The sequence below is a fragment of the Dysgonomonas sp. PH5-45 genome (genome assembly GCF_029893235.1).
Classification (GTDB): domain Bacteria; phylum Bacteroidota; class Bacteroidia; order Bacteroidales; family Dysgonomonadaceae; genus UBA1309.
The window spans coordinates 1-20,932 of record NZ_JARXWE010000028.1 but is presented as its reverse complement, the minus strand read 5'-3'; the positions used below and the strand labels follow the sequence as shown (position 1 = coordinate 20,932).

The 20,932-nt window shown below is 43.7% G+C and carries 18 protein-coding genes; 8 read left to right on the top strand and 10 right to left on the bottom strand.

Going from position 1 to position 20,932, the window contains the following annotated elements; translation table 11 throughout:
• Positions 1–218: 218 nt before the first annotated feature.
• Together M2132_RS09805 and M2132_RS09800 are read left to right on the top strand one after the other, a co-directional pair.
• Complete coding sequence (locus M2132_RS09805) at positions 219–1,658, top strand: T9SS type A sorting domain-containing protein (protein ID WP_280673187.1); 1,440 nt, start codon at positions 219–221, stop codon at positions 1,656–1,658.
• A gap of 102 nt (positions 1,659–1,760) precedes the next feature.
• Complete coding sequence (locus M2132_RS09800; protein WP_280673186.1) at positions 1,761–4,058, top strand: T9SS type A sorting domain-containing protein; 2,298 nt, start codon at positions 1,761–1,763, stop codon at positions 4,056–4,058.
• A 200-nt stretch (positions 4,059–4,258) separates the two neighbouring features.
• Here the strand turns inward: M2132_RS09800 and rnc are convergent, their stop codons facing one another.
• The 3 genes from rnc to M2132_RS09785 are packed head-to-tail and all read right to left on the bottom strand — an operon-like array spanning position 4,259 to position 6,611.
• On the bottom strand, positions 4,259–5,089 hold the full coding sequence (gene rnc, locus M2132_RS09795; RefSeq protein ID WP_280673185.1) for a ribonuclease III: 831 nt from the start codon (positions 5,087–5,089) through the stop codon (positions 4,259–4,261).
• A gap of 4 nt (positions 5,090–5,093) precedes the next feature.
• Positions 5,094–6,356 carry a beta-ketoacyl-ACP synthase II gene (gene fabF / locus M2132_RS09790; RefSeq protein ID WP_280673184.1) on the bottom strand — a complete coding sequence of 421 codons (1,263 nt, stop codon included), beginning with the start codon at positions 6,354–6,356 and terminating at the stop codon, positions 5,094–5,096.
• Positions 6,357–6,374: 18 nt separating this feature from the next.
• Positions 6,375–6,611, bottom strand: coding sequence for an acyl carrier protein (locus tag M2132_RS09785; protein ID WP_280673183.1), 237 nt, complete (start codon positions 6,609–6,611; stop codon positions 6,375–6,377).
• Positions 6,612–6,755: 144 nt separating this feature from the next.
• Between M2132_RS09785 and M2132_RS09780 the strand changes: the two genes are divergently transcribed.
• The gene (locus M2132_RS09780; protein ID WP_280673182.1) at positions 6,756–7,319 is read left to right on the top strand and encodes a phosphoribosylglycinamide formyltransferase; all 564 of its coding nucleotides are present in this window, start codon (positions 6,756–6,758) and stop codon (positions 7,317–7,319) included.
• 55 nt (positions 7,320–7,374) lie between these two features.
• Here the strand turns inward: M2132_RS09780 and M2132_RS09775 are convergent, their stop codons facing one another.
• Positions 7,375–8,979, bottom strand: coding sequence for a hypothetical protein (locus tag M2132_RS09775; RefSeq protein WP_280698278.1), 1,605 nt, complete (start codon positions 8,977–8,979; stop codon positions 7,375–7,377).
• Positions 8,980–9,175: 196 nt separating this feature from the next.
• Positions 9,176–10,042 carry a nucleoside phosphorylase gene (locus M2132_RS09770; RefSeq protein WP_280673180.1) on the bottom strand — a complete coding sequence of 289 codons (867 nt, stop codon included), beginning with the start codon at positions 10,040–10,042 and terminating at the stop codon, positions 9,176–9,178.
• 97 nt (positions 10,043–10,139) lie between these two features.
• Here M2132_RS09770 and rlmH point away from each other — a divergent pair, with 97 nt between their 5' ends.
• From rlmH to gltA, 3 genes are all read left to right on the top strand, one after another.
• Positions 10,140–10,613 (top strand): 23S rRNA (pseudouridine(1915)-N(3))-methyltransferase RlmH, encoded by a 474-nt coding sequence (gene rlmH, locus M2132_RS09765; RefSeq protein WP_280673179.1) that lies wholly within the window; start codon positions 10,140–10,142, stop codon positions 10,611–10,613.
• Between the two features lie 101 nt (positions 10,614–10,714).
• Complete coding sequence (locus tag M2132_RS09760; protein ID WP_280673178.1) at positions 10,715–11,497, top strand: sulfide/dihydroorotate dehydrogenase-like FAD/NAD-binding protein; 783 nt, start codon at positions 10,715–10,717, stop codon at positions 11,495–11,497.
• 33 nt (positions 11,498–11,530) lie between these two features.
• Positions 11,531–13,009 (top strand): NADPH-dependent glutamate synthase, encoded by a 1,479-nt coding sequence (gene gltA / locus M2132_RS09755; RefSeq protein WP_280673177.1) that lies wholly within the window; start codon positions 11,531–11,533, stop codon positions 13,007–13,009.
• Between the two features lie 222 nt (positions 13,010–13,231).
• On the opposite strand, the gene pbpC is transcribed toward gltA, so the two are convergent.
• Genes pbpC through M2132_RS09730 form a run of 5 tightly spaced genes read right to left on the bottom strand, consistent with a single transcriptional unit; the run spans position 13,232 to position 19,834 of the window.
• Positions 13,232–15,649, bottom strand: coding sequence for a penicillin-binding protein 1C (gene pbpC / locus M2132_RS09750; protein WP_280673176.1), 2,418 nt, complete (start codon positions 15,647–15,649; stop codon positions 13,232–13,234).
• Positions 15,650–15,702: 53 nt separating this feature from the next.
• Positions 15,703–16,227 (bottom strand): gamma carbonic anhydrase family protein, encoded by a 525-nt coding sequence (locus M2132_RS09745; RefSeq protein ID WP_280673175.1) that lies wholly within the window; start codon positions 16,225–16,227, stop codon positions 15,703–15,705.
• 27 nt (positions 16,228–16,254) lie between these two features.
• Positions 16,255–17,649, bottom strand: a complete 1,395-nt coding sequence (locus tag M2132_RS09740) for a thioredoxin-like domain-containing protein (RefSeq protein WP_280673174.1) — start codon at positions 17,647–17,649, stop codon at positions 16,255–16,257.
• Positions 17,639–19,423: an aminopeptidase P family protein gene (locus tag M2132_RS09735; protein ID WP_280673173.1), complete on the bottom strand. Its 1,785-nt coding sequence runs from the start codon at positions 19,421–19,423 to the stop codon at positions 17,639–17,641. Before M2132_RS09735 ends, M2132_RS09740 begins: the two co-directional genes overlap by 11 nt.
• Before the next feature lie 51 nt (positions 19,424–19,474).
• Entirely contained in the window at positions 19,475–19,834 is a 360-nt protein-coding gene (locus M2132_RS09730) for a polymer-forming cytoskeletal protein (RefSeq protein WP_280673172.1), read from the bottom strand.
• A gap of 111 nt (positions 19,835–19,945) precedes the next feature.
• Between M2132_RS09730 and folB the strand changes: the two genes are divergently transcribed.
• Positions 19,946–20,299, top strand: a complete 354-nt coding sequence (gene folB, locus M2132_RS09725) for a dihydroneopterin aldolase (protein ID WP_280673171.1) — start codon at positions 19,946–19,948, stop codon at positions 20,297–20,299.
• A 13-nt stretch (positions 20,300–20,312) separates the two neighbouring features.
• Entirely contained in the window at positions 20,313–20,840 is a 528-nt protein-coding gene (locus M2132_RS09720) for an RNA methyltransferase (protein WP_280673170.1), read from the top strand.
• Positions 20,841–20,932 lie beyond the last annotated feature (92 nt).

Here is a 20,932-nt window from a genome sequence, read left to right as displayed (position 1 = left end):
TCTATTTGATATTTTTTGTAGTTTATCGAAAATTTAAATCAAAATCAAAAATTATGTAATGATAATTTAGATTTATCGCATTCTTAAATTTTTTAACTTTACCCTTAATCCCAAATACTTTTAACTTTAAATTATAACGCAACATGAAACACATCTATTCACTTCTATCTGTTTTGTTACTTAGTTGTGCGATTCTTGTATATGGACAAGAGCCTGCTATGACAATAAAGACCCTTGCGGTCAGCGGAACTAATTTCTATTTTCATTTATCGTCTCATACTCCCGACGTTAAAGTAACTGTCGATTTTGGAGAGGGAACAACTCCTAAAGAATTTACTTTGGGCAACGATACTTTGACTGAAATCAGAGGAACAACCGCGGCCGACCAAACCATAAAAGTATACGGCAATGCCGAAAGCCTGCTTTCTTTAAGATGTCCCGATGGCTATTTCATTACATCGATAGACGTCAGCAAATGTACAACAATGCAGGCCATTCATTGCGACAACAATGAACTTCGGGAAATAGATGTAACTAACATCCCCAGCCTGATATACCTGTCGCTTCGCGCCAGCAAACTTACGGCCATAGATGTATCCAAGAATCCTAATCTGAAATATCTGTATCTGTCGTCCGGATATACAATCGAAAGCCTTGATGTATCTAAAAACCCTGAATTAGAATTATTGAATATCAGCGATTGCCGTACAATAAAATCGCTGGATGTATCTAAAAACCTGAAAATGATATCACTGTCGTGCGATGCCTGTCCAATTACAGAAATAGATGTTTCTAATCTTACAGAGCTGCAAAGTTTGGTTACTTCATATACCTTTATCGAATCGTTAGACGTTTCTAAGAATACAAAACTGACATCGTTATATTGCTCGGTAAGTAACCGATACGATAAATACATAAGGTCGTTAGACATTACAAACCTTCCCGATTTAGAGATTCTGTTTTGCTCAGGACAAAAATTGACGGAGCTCGATCTAAGCAAAAACACAAAACTGAAATCTCTGTTCTGCTCAAACTGCCTGCTTTCCAGCTTAGACCTTTCTAATTGTCCGGAACTTCTGGAAATAAGTTTGTTCAGTAACTACTTCACTTTCGCAACCTTGCCCGTACTTGACCTTGGATTTTATGTTTATAGCCCTCAAAAGAAAATAAGTGTGCCCCAAAATATTAAAACCGGTGAAGAATTCGACCTAAGCGACCAACTTCTTGTTGATGGCAATATGACAAAATATAAATGGAAAACAAAAGCCGGCAAAGCATTGCAACAATATACAGATTACATTGTTTCGGAAGGAAAAACAACTTTCTTGAAAACACAATCGGATAGCGTTTTCTGCGAAATGGAAAATTCCTTTTTCCCCGGTCTTGTCATTTCTACAACAAACGTTCACGTAGAGCAGGGCTCAGGCATAGACAACGCATCTATGAGTACAACACAAGTATTTGCCGAAGATAATACAATAAACATCTCAGTTGTTGAATCTTGCCGGGCAATGGTGTTTGATATTTCGGGAAAAATGATTTCTGAAAAACAGCTTCAGGCAGGCAACAATCAGATAGTAATTTCTCAACCGGGAGTTTATTTCGTCAAAATAAATAACAGTAGAAGCACCGGTACCCATAAAGTACTGATTAAATAAAAGTATAATTACAAGAAAGGGAGGATACGTCCACAAGAGTTCCTCTAAAAAGCATCCTCCCTTTCATTTTTATCGTTTTTAATAACTTAATACTAAACGAATATGAAAAAAACACTCCTCTGCATATTGATGTTATTCTGCGGATTCCTTTTTGCATCTGCCGAACAAGAGCCAATAGTCTCTTTCAAATGCGAAACAATGCACCAAATTACACTGAGAATGGTTGCCAGTCCTCCCGGGAGTATAACGATCGACCCCGGAAACGGAGTAACCTCAACACAGTTTATAACAAGCGGGTTCAATACAGTGAATATAACCCCCGCAGGGACGCAAGAGGTTAAGATATATTCAGACGAAGCGGTTTTAACGATGCTCACAGTATCGTCGGCTCAGCTCTCCGAAATAGACCTTTCTAAACTCACGGCCCTAACCGAGCTTACAGTGATACTCAATCCGTTGCTCACATCGCTCGATATATCGAAAAACACAGCCTTGAAAACTCTTACCTGCAACGACAATGGGCTTACAACCCTGGATGTAACCAAAAATACGGCACTAACCAAGATTTTTGCTCCCAACAATCAGCTCACTTCTCTTGTTTTTGGAGCGAATACAGCTTTGGCTACTCTCGATTGTTATGGTAATTTGCTGCCATCGCTCGATGTAAGCTCTCTTACGGCATTGTCACGATTCAATTGCTCAAGCAACCGCCTTGCAGCCTTAGACCTTAGCAAAAACACCAATTTGACAGAAGTAAACTGCAGTAACAATAATTTTAAATTCAGTACACTTCCTATCAAAAAATCGAACTGGAATACTTACACCTTCTTCCCACAAAATGCTGTTGAAATAGAAAAAGAAGTCAGCGAAGTGGATTTGTCGTCCGAAAAACTGGTGAACGCCGTTGCTACTACCTATTCTTGGAAAACAAAGGCGGGGACAAACCTTGTTGAAAATTCCGATTTCAGCATATCGGAAGGCATAACAACTTTCCTGAGAAATCAGAACGACAGTGTGTATTGCCAGATGGAAAATACCGCATTCCCCGGACTTGCATTAATAACAAGCTTAACGAAAGTGGCAGAGATAGCTCAGGAAGACCCTATTGCTACATTCCAGACAAGTGCCGATATAGATAAAGAATTCACTCTCCGCACTATGGCCAAAACCGGAGGTGTAATTAAAATTGACAATGGCGACGGTGTGTTGCAAGACTATACCGTAGAAACCAGCAACACCAAACTCACTATCACCGTAAAAGGGTCTACCATAAAGATATACGACCCCAACGACATTAAGCTTACAATGTTTAGTCTGAGCGACGCGTCCATTACATCAATCGATGTTTCTAATCTTACAGAACTGTTCTTCCTGAGTGTGTACGGAAACCTGCTGACCAGCTTAGACGTATCTAAAAACCTGAAACTCGAAGAGCTAAACTGCTCAAACAATCAACTGACAGAATTGGATATAACCAACAACACGGAACTAACAGTACTGTATGTACAGCAAAACGAATTCGCAGACATCGACATAAGTAAGAATACAAAACTTACAATGTTCTATTGTTTCTCTAATAAACTGACAGGCTTGGACGTTTCTAAACACACTGCCCTGAAAGAACTAAGATGCGGTGATAACGCGTTCGGCTCTATCGACGTATCTCAAAACGCGAACCTTTCGCTATTGGATTGCAGCAAAACAGGTATAGCATCGTTAGATATTTCGAAGAACGAAAATCTTACATACATAAATTGCAGCGACAATATGTTGTCGGAGTTGGATTTTTCTAACAACCCAAAACTTAGCCAGATACATTGTGCCGGAAACTTCTTAAAATTCAGCACCTTACCACTCAAACAAGCGGCATGGACAAATTATGCTTATGCTCCACAGGCAAACATTGCGATAGCCGTAACCACAAATCAGACTGTAGACCTAAGCAGCGAAGCTGTGGTAAACGAAGTGCCTTCAACCTATAAATGGATTACAAAGGAAGGTATAGAGCTTGTAGAAGGTACTGACTATTCGGTTCGGGGTGGCGTAACTTCGTTCTACACAGCACAGTCTGATAGTGTATATTGCGAATTGTCGAACACCCAATTCCCTCTTTTTACTGCCACCAATAAGTCGTTAAAGACAAGCATGACTTATATCGAAACACTTGCCGGTATTTCCGATACAAAAGTAACTTTCGGTAAAGTATATGCCCAGAATGGTGTAATTGTAATAGATTCCCAATACGCTTCGTTGGCTAAGGTTTACGATGCTTCGGGACGCCAGGTTACAGACGCGCAATTGGAAAACGGACCTAACGAAATAGCTGTTCACTCAGGTATATTTGTAGTGGAACTTATAGCAAACGAAGGAACATCCACTCATAAAGTTATTGTGAAATAACTCTCTTTTATAGATAATGTTAGATAAAGAATGAGTTTCATTTAGAACTCAAAAAAAATACCCAAGTAAGATGAAGTTTCACATCCTTGCTTGGGTATTTTTATTTCATGTTTTTTTTATTGGCGTTCACGCTCACGCCCCAATAAATAAGCCTTTCATTCAATACAATTTGGGTATTTTACCCACCAAAAAATAGTACATTAACTTTTTTCATCCTCCTCTACCCCTGTTTCTGAGGCAGGTTGCGAGGAAGCTATTGACTCTTGCGCCTTGAGTTCCATTATCTGTTTTCTGAAACTTTCGTTCCGGAGTATTTTTTTGAGTGCTATCTCAGCGGCTTTTTGCTGCGATTCTTTTTTTGAGTAACCTTTAGATACACCCGCTTTCTGCCCCAACAGATACACGGCTGTTGTAAATATCGGATTATTGTTTTCGTCTGTTTGCGCATCTATCAGAGTAAACGTTACCTCTATTTTGTTTTTCTGCCCCCACTCTATCAGCCGCGACTTAAAGTTTATTTCCTTTTGAGCCACAACATCAATATTCAGAAAATCTTTGATGAGCCTTTCGAGAACAAATTTTTTCGTTTTACGGTATCCCTGATCCAGATAGATAGCACCTATCAAAGCCTCAAGGGCATTGCCATACATATGTGTTTTGTGGGTAGACGACCGTGTAGATGCCTTTATAAGCTTGTCTATGCCCAGTTCTAAGGCCAGGCGGTTCAATGTTTCGCGTTGAACGATTCTTGAGCGTATATCGGTCAGGAAACCCTCTTTCTTATACTCAAATTCCTTGAATACGATGTCCGCGACAATAGCGTCAAGAATAGCATCGCCCAAGAACTCCAAGCGTTCGTTATTAATCCACCTACCGTCTTTCATCTTTATCGAAGACGACTTATGCAACAGAGCCTGCTTATAGAGAGTGATATTGTATGGATAGAAATGCAATATCTTGTAAAAAGAACAATAAGGCTCCCTCCCACGTTTGGGAAGAAGCCTTACTGATCGATATAATTTCTTCAGCACTTTTTTACTTTACAAACTTCTTAACTATTATACACGCATTATGTCCGCCAAACCCAAAGGTGTTTGACAATGCGGCGTTAACCGTTCTTTTTTGCGGTTTGTTGAATGTCAGATTCAACTTGTAGTCTATTTCAGGGTCTTCGTCACCTTCCGTAAAGTTGATTGTTGGAGGGATGATGTCGTTTTGCACGGCAAGAGTACAGAAAAGCGTTTCTAAAGCTCCTGCGGCACCAAGCAAATGACCTGTCATTGATTTAGTTGAACTGATATTCATGCTATACGCATGATCGCCGAACACGGCTTTGATGGCTTTCAATTCCGAAGGATCGCCAACGGGAGTCGATGTTCCGTGAACATTTACGTAATCAACCTCCGTAGGGTTCAGTTGCGCGTCATTGAGCGAGTTTTGCATCACCAATTTTGCACCAAGCCCTTCGGGGTGAGATGCTGTAAGGTGATAAGCATCGCCCGACATACCTCCGCCCACAACTTCGGCGTATATTTTAGCTCCACGAGCAAGAGCATGCTCCAATTCTTCAAGAATAAGGCATGCGGAACCTTCGCCCAACACAAACCCGTCGCGGCTGGCGCTAAACGGACGAGAAGCCGTTTGCGGAGAGTCGTTTCTGGTAGAAAGGGCATTCATGGCATTGAAGCCTCCTATTCCCGAACTGCAAACCGCGGCCTCAGACCCTCCGGTTACCACAGCATCGGCTTTACCCAGACGGATAATATCGAAAGCAGTGATTGCACTATGGGTAGACGAAGCACATGCCGACACCGTTCCGAAGTTAGGACCTCGCAAACCGTGCCTGATTGAAATTATTCCGGCAGCAATGTCCGAAATCATTTTAGGGATAAAAAACGGATTAAATTTAGGGCCTAATTCTTGATGGGTATAATAGCTGCCCACCTCTTCTTCGAAGGTTTTGATACCTCCTATTCCGGCCGAAAAGATAACGCCTATACGATCGCGGTTTTCTTTCTCGAAATCGAGACCCGAATCTTTAATTGCTTCTTCCGACGAAGCTATGGCAAGTTGTGTGTATCTGTCGCATTTACGAGCTTCTTTTCTGTCCAGATATGCCGCTATATCGAAGTCTTTAACTTCGCAGGCAAATTGGGTTTTAAATTTCGAAGCATCGAATTGAGTAATAGGCCCGGCTCCACTTACTCCCTCAAGGGCATTTTTCCATGTGGCTTCCACATTGTTGCCCAGTGGCGTAACTGCACCCAAGCCTGTTACTACTACTCTTTTTAATTCCATAAATTTCTTTAGAAATTATTATTTTGCATTTGCTTCGATATAAGAAACTGCGTCTCCTACTGTAGCGATTTTTTCTGCTTGATCATCTGGAATAGAAATACCGAATTCTTTTTCAAATTCCATGATAAGCTCAACTGTGTCAAGCGAGTCTGCTCCTAGATCGTTAGTGAAGCTAGCTGCGTTAGTAACTTCTGTTTCTTCAACGCCTAATTTATCTACGATAATCGCTTTTACTTTTGATGCTACGTCTGACATAACTTTCTGATTTTAATTATTAATTAATTATTTATTTATAATTTTGTCGGTGCAAAGAAACATTTTTTTATTGATATTTGCAAAGAAATGCATTAAAATTGCACATTTTGTTGCGTTTTGTGCATAAAGTTATTCCTTATTTATATGTCTAATATTGCTATTTTTGCCTCAGGGTCAGGCTCTAATGCCGAAAACATCGTTCGCTTTTTTGAGAACGACCCCGATATATCTATTTCTATAATCGTATCCAACAAACCGGATGCTTACGTACACCAGAGAGCAAAAAAGCTGGGTGTTCCATCCGTTACATTCTCTAAATCCGACTTTGATACTACCTCCAAAGTATTGGATTTAATGACGGAGCATCACATAGACCTCATCGTACTTGCTGGCTTTCTTATAAAAGTACCCGCCAATCTGATTGAGGCCTACCCTCATTCCATCGTAAATATACATCCAGCACTGCTCCCTAAATTCGGAGGCAAAGGAATGTATGGCGATAATGTACACAAAGCCGTTGTTGAAGCCAAAGAAACCGAAACCGGCATAACTATACATCATGTAAACTCAAATTACGACGAAGGCGATATCATATTTCAGTCCAAATGCAAGATAGACCCCAACGATAACCCCGATATGGTTGCCGCTAAGGTACACGAACTGGAATACGAATATTTCCCCCAAATAATAAAAGGATTGCTCAAATAAGCAATCCTTTTGTTTTTCTATTATCGATCCTCTCCCTTAAAGGAGGAAGATGGGATTATCTTTTACTTTTCTTTTTGGTGGTTACATACCAAATTTCCCCGTAAGGATTTGTTGTATCTTTAGTCTTGAAGGTTTTAGACAGTATATCCGATTTTGATAGTTTATCTACGACTTTCTTTTCAACCTGAACTCCATCTATAAAGTAAGAGGGCCCGTCATATTCAAACTCAGGCTCGTGGGCTTTCTCCTCCGGGGTTTCGTCCAAGAAAGACTCATAGTTGCCGGAAGAACTAACATTTGAATTATTACGTCTGTTGCCAGCCCGTCCCAGAATATTTGACGGATTTTCTTTATACGATTCCTTTTGAAGCTTTTCGAGCAAGCTTTCGGTAGCAAGAGCCGCCTCTTCCATATTTTTGTAAGTAGGCTCTAACTTTTTCTTCTTAGATGCAGCCTTCTTGCTGTCTTTGGCTGGTGTTTGAGCAGCCACCGTATCTTTGTCTTTTTCGGTTTGTTTTGCTTGATTATCTTCTACAACTTCGCTTATTACTGGAGTTTTTCTTATTATTTGGGACACTGTTTCTTTTTGAGATTCCGCACGCAATTCCGAACCACTTTCTTCCTCCGGCTCGTTTACCGGAACAATTGTTTTTCTGATAGGTACTACTGGTTCTGCGTCATCAGTTTCTGCCATTAATTCTGTTTTATTCACTGATACAATCTCAGCTACAATCTCTTCTTTGGGTGCTTCTTTCACTATTATTTCTACATTTTCAGAAATAGGCAGTGCTTCGGGTTTTTCAATTTCAGCTACCAATTCTGTCTCTATCGGAGCATCCAAAACCACTTCTTCGGGAACAGATACAATCGGTTCTGCTTCTACAACTTCCTCGGGGGATGCCAATTCCGCTATGATAGTTTCTTCGGGTGCTGATTCCGTTTGTGCCACCTCGGCAATATCCACTGGTACAACTTCGGTTGCAATATCTTCTACTTCGGAAGCTTCTTTCACTATTATTTCTACATTTTCAGAAATCGGCAGTGCTTCGGTTTTTTCAATTTCAGCTACCAATTCTGTCTCCGCTTCTTCGGGTGCAGACAAAACCACTTCTTCGGGTGCAGTAGTTTCAACCTCATCCTTTATTACAGCTTCTTCGGCCACTGCTTTCATAATCTCTGAAATTAGCGGAACCTCAGCTTCTTCAACTTCGGCCACCAATTCAGTTTCGGGTTCTTTTAGCGATTTTATTAGAATATTCGGAGCAGCTTCCTCGGGGGTAGACGCAACTTGCGCCGTTTCTTCCTTTTTTGCCAGAACGGGTGGTTGGTCAGCAACAATAGGATTATCTATCGTCTTTATTATTTCCTTGACAGGTGCATTTTCGACCGTAATTAATTCTTGAGGCTCTTCGTCCTCCACCGGGTCTATTCTTTTTTGGCGTGGATCGTATGTATAAACCATAACTCCGTCACTGTCTACACGAAAGCTTTGGTTTGACGATAGTTTTACTTTATTTTTTTTGGCATTAGCAATAGAATCCTGCTTGAGAGCTGATTCTTTATTTCTTGAATTAGCCGTATTATTGTTCTGTGCACCCAGCACAGAACAGATAAATAAGTGTAATACTAATATTAGAAATTTAAATATTTTATTTATCATTCTTAAAATGAAAGCATTATTTATAACCCTAAATGTGTAAAATCCGTAAATCGTTTTGTGTAAGGTACAAATCTCATAAATCGATGCAAAAATACTTCTTTTCTACCAAACTATGATACATCTACTCATTTTTTATCTATTTTAAAGAATAATAGCTGCAAAAAAAGCATTCCTATTATTAAAACATATAATAACATCAGATTCTGTCAAGAACTTTTTCTATCAGGTTTTCTATCGACCCTTTATAATTGGCATCCGACTCTCCCGCCAAACGGTTAGCTATAATGCCGCACACGGTCATCGCTTTGTGTCCCATCAAACGGCTCAATCCTGCCAGAGGAGCGCTTTCCATTTCGTAGTTGGTTATCACCTCTGTGTTGTATTTAAACGTTTCTATTCTGCTGTTCAAATCAGGGTCGGCCAGCGGCATACGTACATAACGCCCCTGAGGGCCATAAAACCCGATAGCCGATATTGTTACCCCTTTTATCATATCATGTCCAACACGGTCCACAAGTTCCTCGTCGGCACTCACCACGTAGGGCGAACAATGTAGAGCCGACCAATTTACATGCGCCTTGAAGGCTTCTTCAAAATCTGTCAACGTAACCTTTTCGCGCCCCCGGTAATAATTCAGCACCCCATCAAAGCCTATCGACTTTGCCGCAACAACATACGAGCCAATAGGGCAATGCGGCTGCAAACCACCCGAAGTGCCCACCCGCACCAATGTAAGCTGGCGAAACTCCTTACGTACCTTGCGTGTTTCGAAATCGATATTTGCCAGAGCATCCAGTTCGGTCAATACAATATCTATGTTGTCGGGACCTATACCGTGCGAAAGAGCTGTAATACGCTTCCCCCGATATGTTCCCGTAATGGTGTGAAACTCACGGCTGCGAATATCGCATTCCACTGTGTCGAAAAAGGACGCTGTCAGGTCAACCCTGTCGGGGTCGCCCATCAAGACAATCCTGTCGGCAAGTTGTTCGGGTTTCACATGTAGATGAAAAATGCTTCCATCGTCATTTATAATCAGTTCTGATTCGGGTATTGTTCTCATATTAATTACATACAAGCAACCTTAAATGTTGCTACACTCCCAAAGATAAGAATAAAAAACCGTATTTTTGTGTTTTAAATCATACTTTTTTTAGCTAATGAAGATAACATTACTGGTTATAGGTAAGACCGATGCCGGATATTTTGTTGAAGCTATCCGCGAATACGAAAACCGGTTGAGCCACTACATTCCCTTCGAAATGCAGGTGATTCCCGACCTAAAAAACTCGAAAAACCTTACCACCGACCAACAAAAAGAAAAAGAAGGCGAACTGATACTAAAAACCCTACAAGCCGGCGATTATGTGGTTCTGCTCGACGAAAACGGACGGGAGCATACCTCCCTGCAATTTGCGTCATATATCGAAAAGAAAACCCACACCGTGGCCAAACGTTTGGTATTTATGATAGGAGGCCCTTACGGATTTTCGGATAAAGTGTACGAAAAAGCCGCCGAGAAAATATCCCTCTCCAAAATGACATTCTCGCACCAAATGATTCGCCTTATTTTCACGGAACAACTGTACAGGGCTATGACCATTCTCAACAACGAACCCTATCATCATCAATAAGGATGTTTTTTTAACTCAAATGGTGAGATAAACCTTCGTTATTTATTCTTGTCTGCCTCTAAATCATTATATTTGTTCCCCTAAAACTAATCAGAAAAACGATGAATAAAATTGTTGAGAAAGAACACTTCTCGGCTAATGTAATAAAATTAGTTGTTGAAGCCCCTCTTATCGCCCGTAGCCGCAAAGCCGGACACTTTGTTATCGTGAAAGTAGGCGAGAAAGGCGAACGCGTTCCGCTAACCATTGCCGAAGCCGACGTAGAAAAAGGCACAATCACCCTTGTAATACAAACAGTTGGTGTTTCTACCAATAAACTCTGCGCACTGGAGGTTGGCGATAGCATAACCGACCTTGTTGGCCCTCTGGGGCGTGCCACACACATAGAAAACTTCGGAACGGTGGTTTGTGCAGGAGGTGGCGTAGGTGTTGCCCCAATGCTTCCCATCATAGAAGCCATGAAAAAAGCAGGCAACAGAGTTGTTTCGGTTCTGGCAGCGCGGAGCAAAGACTTAATAATTCTTGAGGAGCAAGTCCGCAAACATTCCGACGAAGTAATCATCATGACCGACGACGGCTCTTACGGGCAAAAAGGTCTTGTAACAGACGGGGTCGAAGCCGTTATCAATCGCGAAAAAGTTGACCTCTGCGTAACGATAGGCCCTGCCATTATGATGAAATTCGTATCCCTGCTCACCAAAAAATATAATGTGCCTACCATGGCATCCTTGAATACTATTATGGTAGACGGAACAGGCATGTGCGGAGCCTGCCGTATTACGGTGGACGGAAAAGTACGCTTCGTTTGTGTAGATGGCCCCGAGTTCGATGCACATAAAGTCGATTTTGATGAAATGCTGTTACGCCAGCGTGCATATAAATAACCTTTCGTTTCATCCAAAAAAACATTCAAGAAAATGACAAGACAAGAATATATGCAGCAAAAACGCAGCGAAGCATGGAGAGACGAACTCCGCAAAAGCGTTAAAGCAAAAGAAAGAGGCGAACGCCCACGAGTTCATATGCCCGAACTCGACCCCGAAATCCGTAGCCATGAGCTAAAAATGGAGGTGAACCAAGGGCTTACCGAAGAGCAAGCCGTTTTTGAAGCAGGCAGATGTCTGGATTGCGCTAATCCCACTTGTGTAACAGGTTGCCCTGTTGAAATTAACATACCTACATTCATAAAAAATATAGAACGGGGCAATTACCTCGAAGCAGCACGCACCCTGAAAGAAACGAGTGCCTTGCCTGCCGTATGCGGGCGTGTATGTCCACAGGAAAAACAATGCGAAAGCAAATGTATATACATCCAAAAGATGGGCAAAGAACCCGTTGCCATAGGTTACCTTGAGCGGTTTGCAGCCGATTACGAACGCCTAAGCGGACAAATATCCGTGCCGGAGATACCCAACCGAAACGGCATTAAGATTGCGGTAGTTGGTTCCGGTCCTGCCGGACTATCGTTTGCGGGCGATATGGTGAAACGAGGGTACGACATTACCGTTTTTGAAGCCTTGCACGAAATTGGTGGGGTTCTGAAATACGGCATCCCTGAATTCCGTTTGCCAAACGATATAGTTGATGTAGAGATAGACGTTTTGCGCAAATTGGGTGTTAAGTTCGAGAAGAACTGCATCGTAGGCAAAACCATCAGCTACGAAGACCTGCATACTGCCGGATTTAAAGGCATCTTTGTGGGTAGTGGCGCCGGATTACCCAACTTTATGGGAATACCGGGCGAAAACCTTATAGGCATCATGTCGAGCAACGAGTACCTCACCCGTGTGAACCTGATGGACGCCTCGAATCCCGAAAGCGATACACCCGTGCAATTAGGCAAAAAAGTTGCGGTGGTAGGTGGTGGCAACACAGCGATGGATGCTGTGCGCACAGCCCGCCGTTTGGGGGCAGAAAGGGCAGTGATTGTTTATCGCCGGTCGGAAGAAGAAATGCCTGCCCGTGTAGAGGAAGTAAAGCATGCCAAAGAAGAAGGTGTAGACTTCCTTACCCTACACAACCCCCTTCGCTACGAAGGCGATGAACAAGGGCACGTAAGCCGTATGCTTCTCCAGAAAATGGAGTTGGGCGAACCCGATGCTTCGGGACGCCGCAAACCTGTACCCATTGAAGGAGCAACAGAATGGATGGATGTAGACGAAGTTATTGTCAGCGTAGGTGTTTCTCCTAATCCGCTTATTCCTTCTGCTTTCTCGGGATTGGAAGTGACCAAATGGGGCACAATCGTCATTAACGAAAGCACGATGAAAACAGATCTTCCCGATGTTTACGCCGGAGGCGACATTGTACGTGGAGGGGCAACCGTTATCCTTGCGATGGGCGATGGCCGCCGTGCCGCAGCATCAATGGACGAAGCCTTGAGAGGGAAAGAATGATAAAACAACTACTTATAGTAAATCCAAAATCTTAACAAAATAGGTACTGTTGCCTCGGCTATGCTTTTCATGGCATGCAGTGGCAGCAGTACCCAACAACCGCATAACAAGAAGTACTCTAAACGACCAACAACACCGAATAAAAAAAACACAACCCTAAAGTCGCCAATGCAGGGGGAAAGTCACAGATAGCCTCTCGTTGTACAAGGCATTGGAAAGCGCTTATTTCACCGTGAAGTTGAGAGCAATAGTGTAGCCATTCTCGTCTACCACCGTAAGCCTGTGCTTGCCTATGGCAGGCGAATATTCTTTTTTATGGAAGTTCTGGGTTTCGCCTATATACTGTCCATCCAGATGCCAGAATACTTTTGCCGAAGGTGTACGATGCGCCAATTCGAATACCACACGTCCGGGCGAACCATCCAACTGTTTAGGTAAGCTTATCACCGCATTGGGGAAAGGATAGATGAAGTCCATCTGGCGGGTTGCATTTCCTCCGCTACATTCGGGCGAGAAAGGAGGCAACGTTTGGTACGAAGGGTGTTGTTGCTTGTAGTACCATTCCCACGAGGGAGGCAAAACGAACCACGACACAGGCATAATACCTCGGCTGCCGGCACAGTCTTCGAACACACGGAATTGCCTGTCGTCCGACAGGTGAACGATGGTATGGTAAGGGCACACCTCCGCCTCCGTTCCCTTTTTGCATGTCAGTATATTTGTAGCCGATTCGGCAGGACAGTTAATACTGTGCAAGAAACCACTTTCGCGACACACTTCCACCTGACGCAAGTCTTGTGTGGGAACAGCAAACCAAGGCGATTTGGGCAAGGTGTTGAATATATCGAACAAAACCCTCCCGGCCGTGCTGGCGCCTGTCAGTCCGGGGCGGCCTTCGCCGTCTGAATTGCCAACCCATACGCCCACAGCATAGCGGGAGTTTACACCCACAGCCCATCCATCGCGCGCACCGAAGCTTGTTCCCGTTTTCCACGCTATTTTCTGCATAGATGGAATCATCCGCCAGTCAATCTCTTCGGGGCGGTTCACGTTTGTCAGAGCTTCTATCGTCAGCCACGAAGCCCCTGCCGAAAAGATATTTCTGTCCGCAAACCCCTCTTTCCTGTTGTCTGCTCTGTCCGCTTTTATATACGATGGAGCGTTGCGCTTCACGTATTTTTGGTAGGTATTGAAGTCATTGACCGACTGTGCCATACGGGCATACATGCAGGTTATATCCCACAATCGTCCTTCGGCTCCACCTAAAATTAAGGATAGCCCATAACTATCGGCCGATCGGTTCAGGGTAGTCAAGCCCGCTTGCTGCAAAAAACCATAGAACTTAGGGACAGAATTTCTGCGCAGCAACACAACAAAAGGAACATTCAGCGAACGGGCCAAAGCCTCCGATGCAGGAATAGCACCATCGTATTGCAGGCTGAAGTTTTTTGGCGCAAACCCGTTTATGCTTATCGGTATATCGGGCAATAGTTGGTTGGGCAGCAACGCTCCGTCTTGCAACATGGAGCAATACAGAAAAGGTTTCAGTATGCTGCCTGTGCTTCGTTGCGACTGAATGATATCTACCTGATTAGCCGATGTTGTCCGTTCAAAATAAACGTTTCCGCAGTACGAAACAACTTCGTTTGTTTGCACATCAATAACGAGGGCTGCAATATTATTGATACCGTTTTGCGAGAATTCGGCATTCCAACGGGTAAGGATGTTTTCGATCTGTGTCTGGTAATGTTTATCGACCGTAGTGCGGATGTTCTGCCCCCGCTGTTCCATATAAAGACGGCTGACCAAGTGGGGTGCCGTCTGTGGCAAGGAATAGGGCTGAAGGGGCAAAGGTTCGGACGTGGCGAGGTCGTAGTCGGTTTTGTCGAACGTTCCTTTTTCGTATAGTCGTTTCAGCAAAAAGTTTCGTTTATTGAGGAGCTTATCCCTGTTTCGCCCAAAGTGCATCAGGCTGGGAGAGTTTGGCAACACAGCCAATGTAGCGGCTTCGGCCCACGAAAGTTGCGAAGCATCGTGTCCGAAGTAACGCCACGAGGCAGCGTCTATGCCCACCACATTGCCTCCCATAGGCGCATGCGAAGCGTAGAGCGACAGGATTTCGTCTTTCGAATAAGAAAATTCCAAACGGGTGGCCTGAATCATCTCAATGAGTTTCTCAAAAAAAGTGCGCTTTTTGCCTCGTGAGATGCGGATGGTTTGCATCGTTATGGTACTGGCTCCGCTCACAACATGTCCTTGCGTGAGGTTCTGCTTTATCGCCCTGATTACAGATGCCGGATTCACACCCCAGTGATAACGGAAATATCGGTCTTCGAACTCGATAAGGCAGATTTTATATTTTTCGGGAACACCACTATCCGATGCCGGAAAACGCCATTGCTCGTCGTTGGCTATGCGCGCGCCCAGCAGCTCGCCGTTGCGGTCGTTAACCACCGTACTGTAAGGCACATCAAACAGTGGCCAAGGCAAGCAAAGCGCATACCACAACAGCAGCACCGCACCCAAAGGTATCAGTATGCGCCATCGGAGTTTTGCCGATTTGTACCGGGCAAACAGGTCTTTGATAAACTGCCACGCTTTTTCCATAATCGAAACCCAAAGGAAAGAAAAAAATCCCATAACATACATTCATTTTGTAAGCTATGAGATTTTGAATTATGCTATTTTTCGGCTTAAAGCTCGTCTTCCTTAAACCAGCCCGAATACATCAAATAGTTTTTGGCTATCTTCTGGTTTATCTCCTTGCCCTGTTCGGGATCTACTTTCTTTACGAACTTGGCCGGTACACCGGCATATATGCTTCCGGGTTCTACTTGCGTTCCGCTCAGTACAACCGAACCGGCGGCAACGATAGCGCCTTCGCCAATAACGGCATGGTCAAGAACTATGGAACCCATCCCTATAAGGGCGCCGTCTTCTATCTTTGCTCCGTGAATAACCACGTTGTGTCCCACAGAAACATCGTTACCGATTTCGACCACCGATTTCTGGTAAAGCGTATGCAAAACCGAACCGTCCTGAATGTTTACACGGTCGCCAATGCGAATGGAGTTTACATCGCCCCGCAACACGGCGTTAAACCATATACTGCAGTCTTTACCTATCACAACATCACCCACGATGGTTGCATTTTCGGCCAGATAAGTATTTTCTCCTATTTCGGGAGTAAAACCTCTAACCTCTTTTATTAAAGCCATATATCTCTTAAATTATTGTAGTTGTTATTAATTGCCGGAGTAAATATTCTCCATGATGTCTATCAATTGCTTTTCGGTTATCTTTTTTGCTATTATTTTCCGTTCTTTATCCAAAAGGTAGAGCATGGGTGTACCCGAAACGTCGTAAAACATCCAGTACTGCGATTTGTAGTCTACATCGGCACAGTTAATCCAATCGGTAAGTTTTTTTCGTTCTACAAAATCTTCCCATATGGTTTTATCATGGTTCACGTTTATGGCCATGACTTCTACCCCTGTGGATTTATATTTTTTGTAAAACTCGTCGTGGAGCAAAGGCGCTTCGATAGAACAGTGCCCGCATGTGGGATCGTAAAAATACAGAACCATGTAGTTGGCATCCACTCCGTAAATGGAGGTTTGCCCGCCATCGAGCAAGTCGAGGGTCAGGTCATGGGCAAGCATACCGATGCGGTTGTACTGAATCTTTGCATATTCGGCCTGAATATTTTCTCGTTGGGTGCTATCTATCCAAGCGATGTCTTTTTCGAAGATATAATCTTCGGCCAACTTTGCCCATGTATTTTCCATGCCCATTACTTTACTGTGGGCGGCATTGTTAAACAAACGCATCAACATCTTATTGAAACACAATTCGTTGCCTTGCGTCATGGCTACCAATCGGCTGGCGGCATTAGCTAAAGAATCGGGGTCATGGCGAATTATGTTATTGAAATAATCGTCGATCAACAATGAGAAAAAAGATGTTTCCCAAAAGCGTGGATCGGTAAGGCTTAGGTTATCGAAGTAATGATCCTTCAAGTAAACCTCATTGGCTATCGCTTCTTCCCTGCTCTTAGGCGGAATATGGGGCGGCTGCACAGATTGCAAGCCTTGCAGATAGGTAGCAAACCAAGTACCTTTGTGCGTATCGATGTCCGAGTAGGTATGGCTTATAATTTTATCGAAAAGCCTGTTATACTTCAAAGACAGCTCTTTTCGTTTATTGTCCGACAAGGCAGAGTCTTCCAAAAGCTGTTTCAACTGGTCAAGATCTTCCTTATCTTTTTGCAAGTCAGCAGCATATTGCCACAACAGGCGGGTATCGTTGCTCCCCTCAATAGTGCATTTTTGCAGATTGTGAGGGATATTTATTTTTATGTCCTTTTTGTCACCGCTCAGCAACAGGTCGAGCACTATATCGGGTTTCATATAGATAAGGTATTGCCCGTCGGGCAGATCCTCATCTGCGCTGATTGTTCCAACCCCTTTGCCCGAAAGGCGAACAGAGTCTTTAACATAAGGTTTGCCATCCCAATAAGAAGCAAAATAAACTATCTGTTCCTTTTGTTCAGGAACAGACAGTTCTATTTTATATCCGGTTTGGGCTGTTGCTTGTAGTAATGTGAAAAAACAAAGGAGTGCTGTTAATTTAGATTTCATTTGTTTTAACTTTCAGCCAAGCCTTTTCTTCGTCGTTCAATAGTGGAGAAAGACGGGCATATACATATTTATGATATTGGTTCAACCATTCTGTTTCGCTCGGAGTCAACATCTCCTTTATGACAGGAGTAGTGTCGATAGGGCAAACCGTTAGTGTTTCGAATCCGTAGAAATTACCGAACTCGGTAGTAACGGTAGGTATTGTCAAAACAAGGTTTTCGATGCGGATACCATACTGGTTTGCACGGTACAACCCGGGTTCGTTCGATGTAACCATGCCCGGTTGCAACTGCGTAGGATTTTCGTCCATACGGATACTTTGGGGTCCTTCGTGAACGTTAAGGAAGTGACCTATTCCGTGCCCTGTTCCGTGCAGGTAGTTAAGACCTTTGTCCCAAAGCGCTTTGCGGGCAAGTATATCGAGCTGGCTGCCCCGTGTACCTTGCGGATATTGCGCAGTGGCAATGTTTATATGCCCTTTCAGAACCATGGTATAGTCTTCTTTCATCTGTTGGGTGAGCGGACCTACGGCAATGGTACGTGTAATGTCGGTTGTCCCGTCGAAATACTGGCCACCCGAATCGAGCAGAAGGAAGCCTTCGGGCTTAACGTCGGCCGAACTTTCGGGGGTTACATGGTAGTGAACGATAGCTCCGTTTGGGCCATATCCGGCAATGGTATCAAAACTTTCGCCCACATACTTATCTTGTTGTTTGCGGAATCCGGCAAGTTCTTTCTCTACAATAAGTTCGGTAACTCCGCCTTGGGGAACGGCTTTTTCGAGCCACATAATGAACCTCACCAAAGCCACTCCGTCGCGTTGCAGAGCCGATTTAAAACCGGTTACCTCGGCTTCGTTCTTAACGGCTTTCATCAAGTCGGCCGGCGATGGGATATCTACTATCGCGCAGCCTTTAGGTATTTTATTGTATAGCGAGAACGATGTTTTTGCACCATTGAGGCAAACCCGTGTTTTGGGATCGAGTTTAGATATATAATCGCCCACCTTGTCGTATTCGGCCAAAACAACACCTTCTTTTTTCAGATAAGCACTTGTTTCGGGTGTTAGTTTAGCAGGATTGATGAATAGCACGGTTTCTTTTGCCGAAACATACCCGTAGGCAACAGCCACCGGATTGCAATGCACATCGTTGCCACGAATATTGAAAATCCAAGCCACGGTATCGAGCGATGCCACAAGAAGAGCGTCCGCGCCTTTGTCCTCAAGGGCTTCGGTAAGCCTCTTGATTTTTGAGGAACACGATTCTCCGGCATACTCTATGGGCATTTCAAAAATCGGATTCCGGGGAATTTCGGGTCTGTCGTGCCATATGGATGCAAAGGGGTCGTAATCGGCAATTACGTGCAACCCTTTCATATTTAGTTTATGGGTCAGTTCGAAAGCTTCTTTGGCAGCATAAACATTACCGTCTATGCCCACATATTCTCCGGCTTCGAGTTCCGAGGCCAACCAACGGTCTATACTGGGTGTTGTAGGCAAACCGTCTTTAAAAAGCTCTATGGTTGTGTCTTTCAGCTCGGTTGCCGCTTGCAAAAAATAGCGGGAGTCGGTCCATAGGCCGGCCTTCTCGCGGGTAACGACTACCGTCCCTGCCGATCCGGTGAATCCACTTATCCACTTGCGTGCCTCCCAATGGGTGGCGGGATATTCGCTTAGGTGCGGGTCTGTACTGGGAATGATAAAAGCGTTCAGCCCTTTCTCTTCCATGAAGGTCCGGAGCGACTTCAGATGTTCTACTATTTTATTGTGCATGATATTGATATTTTTGTATGATTCGTAACCAAAAAGCCTTTGGTGTAAGGCTTAAGTATTTTGCCCGTTCATTTGGCATGTTCCCGAAAAAACTGCTCCGGGTTCTATTTCTATAATCTTAATCTTCAAGTCTCCTTCCAGTCGCGACGACGAGCGCAGGATGATAAGCTCCGAACACAGCACATTGCCTTGCACTTTCCCCATCAAATCGAGGTTGTTGCATTCAATATCGCCAGTAATGTTACCATTGGTGCCAACAATAACTTTTCCGCTGCAAACGATGTTACCTTCAACGGTTCCGTCAATGCGGATATCGTCGCCCGTAACAAGGTTGCCTGTCAGTACGGTTCCCGCCGAAAGCACATTGTGCATACTACTGGGTGCGGGGGGGACAATCTCTTTTTTTAGCATATATTCTCGGTTAGTGAGATGAATGTTTTTACTTGATATAATCCTTATTCAACAAGCAAATATATAGAAAAAAAACATAGCTTTGCACTGTTTTACGTAGAGCTTTATAACATGAAGGGTTATATTTTATTAGAAAATATCGAAATTTATGCTCACCACGGCGTGTTTGAACAGGAGACCGTGGTTGGCAACACATTTATAGTAAACCTGAAGGCCGAAGTAGAAATGGAAGCCGCCTGCCAGAGCGACCAACTTTCGGGCACGGTTAGTTATGCCGATGTTTACGACATAGTGAAAGAAGAAATGCTTATCCCCTCCAAACTGCTGGAGCATGTGGCATACCGCATCATAAGCCGGCTGAAGGCAACATACGGCAGTATAAACGGCATAGAGCTGAAGATATCGAAACGAAATCCGCCCATTGGAGGCCAAGTGGATTTCGCAAGTGTTATATTGGTAGACTGAAAAAGTTTGTTTTGTGAGAAAACTAAAAATAACAGAACTGAAGCGTATATCGGTAGGAGAATTTAAGGAAACGCCAAAAATTCCCTTGATTGTTGTTCTCGATAATATCCGCAGCCTTAACAACATTGGCTCTGTGTTCCGCACATCGGACGCTTTTGTTGTGGAAAGCATTTACCTGTGCGGCATAACAGCCACTCCCCCCAATGCGGAGATACACAAAACGGCTCTGGGCGCCGAAAACTCGGTTGCTTGGGAATACTTTCAAGACACCAAGGATGCCATAAGCCAATTGAAACAAAGGGGGTACTTTGTTTACTCGATAGAGCAGGTCGAAAACAGCATCATGCTCGATGAACTTACGCTCGATGCCGGACGGCGATATGCCGTTGTTCTGGGCAACGAAGTGAAGGGCGTGCAACAAGAGGTGGTTGATATGTGCGACGCGACAATCGAAATACCCCAATACGGAACAAAGCATTCGCTCAATGTTTCGGTTACGGCAGGAATCGTAATCTGGGATTTCTTCAAAAAACTAACCTAATAATGCGAATCAGTATTTAAAAAATTAGATAAATAAAAGCGATGGCAATTTTGCCCATCGTATGTATGAGTAGTCCGGCAGTGGACCTTACT

Coding starts and splice junctions, on each gene's coding strand:
- M2132_RS09805 (WP_280673187.1), top strand. CDS start 219: ATGACAATAAAGACCCTTGCGGTCAGCGGAACTAATTTCTATTTTCAT.
- M2132_RS09800 (WP_280673186.1), top strand. CDS start 1,761: ATGAAAAAAACACTCCTCTGCATATTGATGTTATTCTGCGGATTCCTT.
- fabF (WP_280673184.1), bottom strand. CDS start 6,356: ATGGAATTAAAAAGAGTAGTAGTAACAGGCTTGGGTGCAGTTACGCCA.
- M2132_RS09785 (WP_280673183.1), bottom strand. CDS start 6,611: ATGTCAGACGTAGCATCAAAAGTAAAAGCGATTATCGTAGATAAATTA.
- M2132_RS09780 (WP_280673182.1), top strand. CDS start 6,756: ATGTCTAATATTGCTATTTTTGCCTCAGGGTCAGGCTCTAATGCCGAA.
- M2132_RS09775 (WP_280698278.1), bottom strand. CDS start 8,979: ATGATAAATAAAATATTTAAATTTCTAATATTAGTATTACACTTATTT.
- M2132_RS09770 (WP_280673180.1), bottom strand. CDS start 10,042: ATGAGAACAATACCCGAATCAGAACTGATTATAAATGACGATGGAAGC.
- rlmH (WP_280673179.1), top strand. CDS start 10,140: ATGAAGATAACATTACTGGTTATAGGTAAGACCGATGCCGGATATTTT.
- M2132_RS09760 (WP_280673178.1), top strand. CDS start 10,715: ATGAATAAAATTGTTGAGAAAGAACACTTCTCGGCTAATGTAATAAAA.
- gltA (WP_280673177.1), top strand. CDS start 11,531: ATGACAAGACAAGAATATATGCAGCAAAAACGCAGCGAAGCATGGAGA.
- pbpC (WP_280673176.1), bottom strand. CDS start 15,649: ATGGGATTTTTTTCTTTCCTTTGGGTTTCGATTATGGAAAAAGCGTGG.
- M2132_RS09745 (WP_280673175.1), bottom strand. CDS start 16,227: ATGGCTTTAATAAAAGAGGTTAGAGGTTTTACTCCCGAAATAGGAGAA.
- M2132_RS09740 (WP_280673174.1), bottom strand. CDS start 17,649: ATGAAATCTAAATTAACAGCACTCCTTTGTTTTTTCACATTACTACAA.
- M2132_RS09735 (WP_280673173.1), bottom strand. CDS start 19,423: ATGCACAATAAAATAGTAGAACATCTGAAGTCGCTCCGGACCTTCATG.
- M2132_RS09730 (WP_280673172.1), bottom strand. CDS start 19,834: ATGCTAAAAAAAGAGATTGTCCCCCCCGCACCCAGTAGTATGCACAAT.
- folB (WP_280673171.1), top strand. CDS start 19,946: ATGAAGGGTTATATTTTATTAGAAAATATCGAAATTTATGCTCACCAC.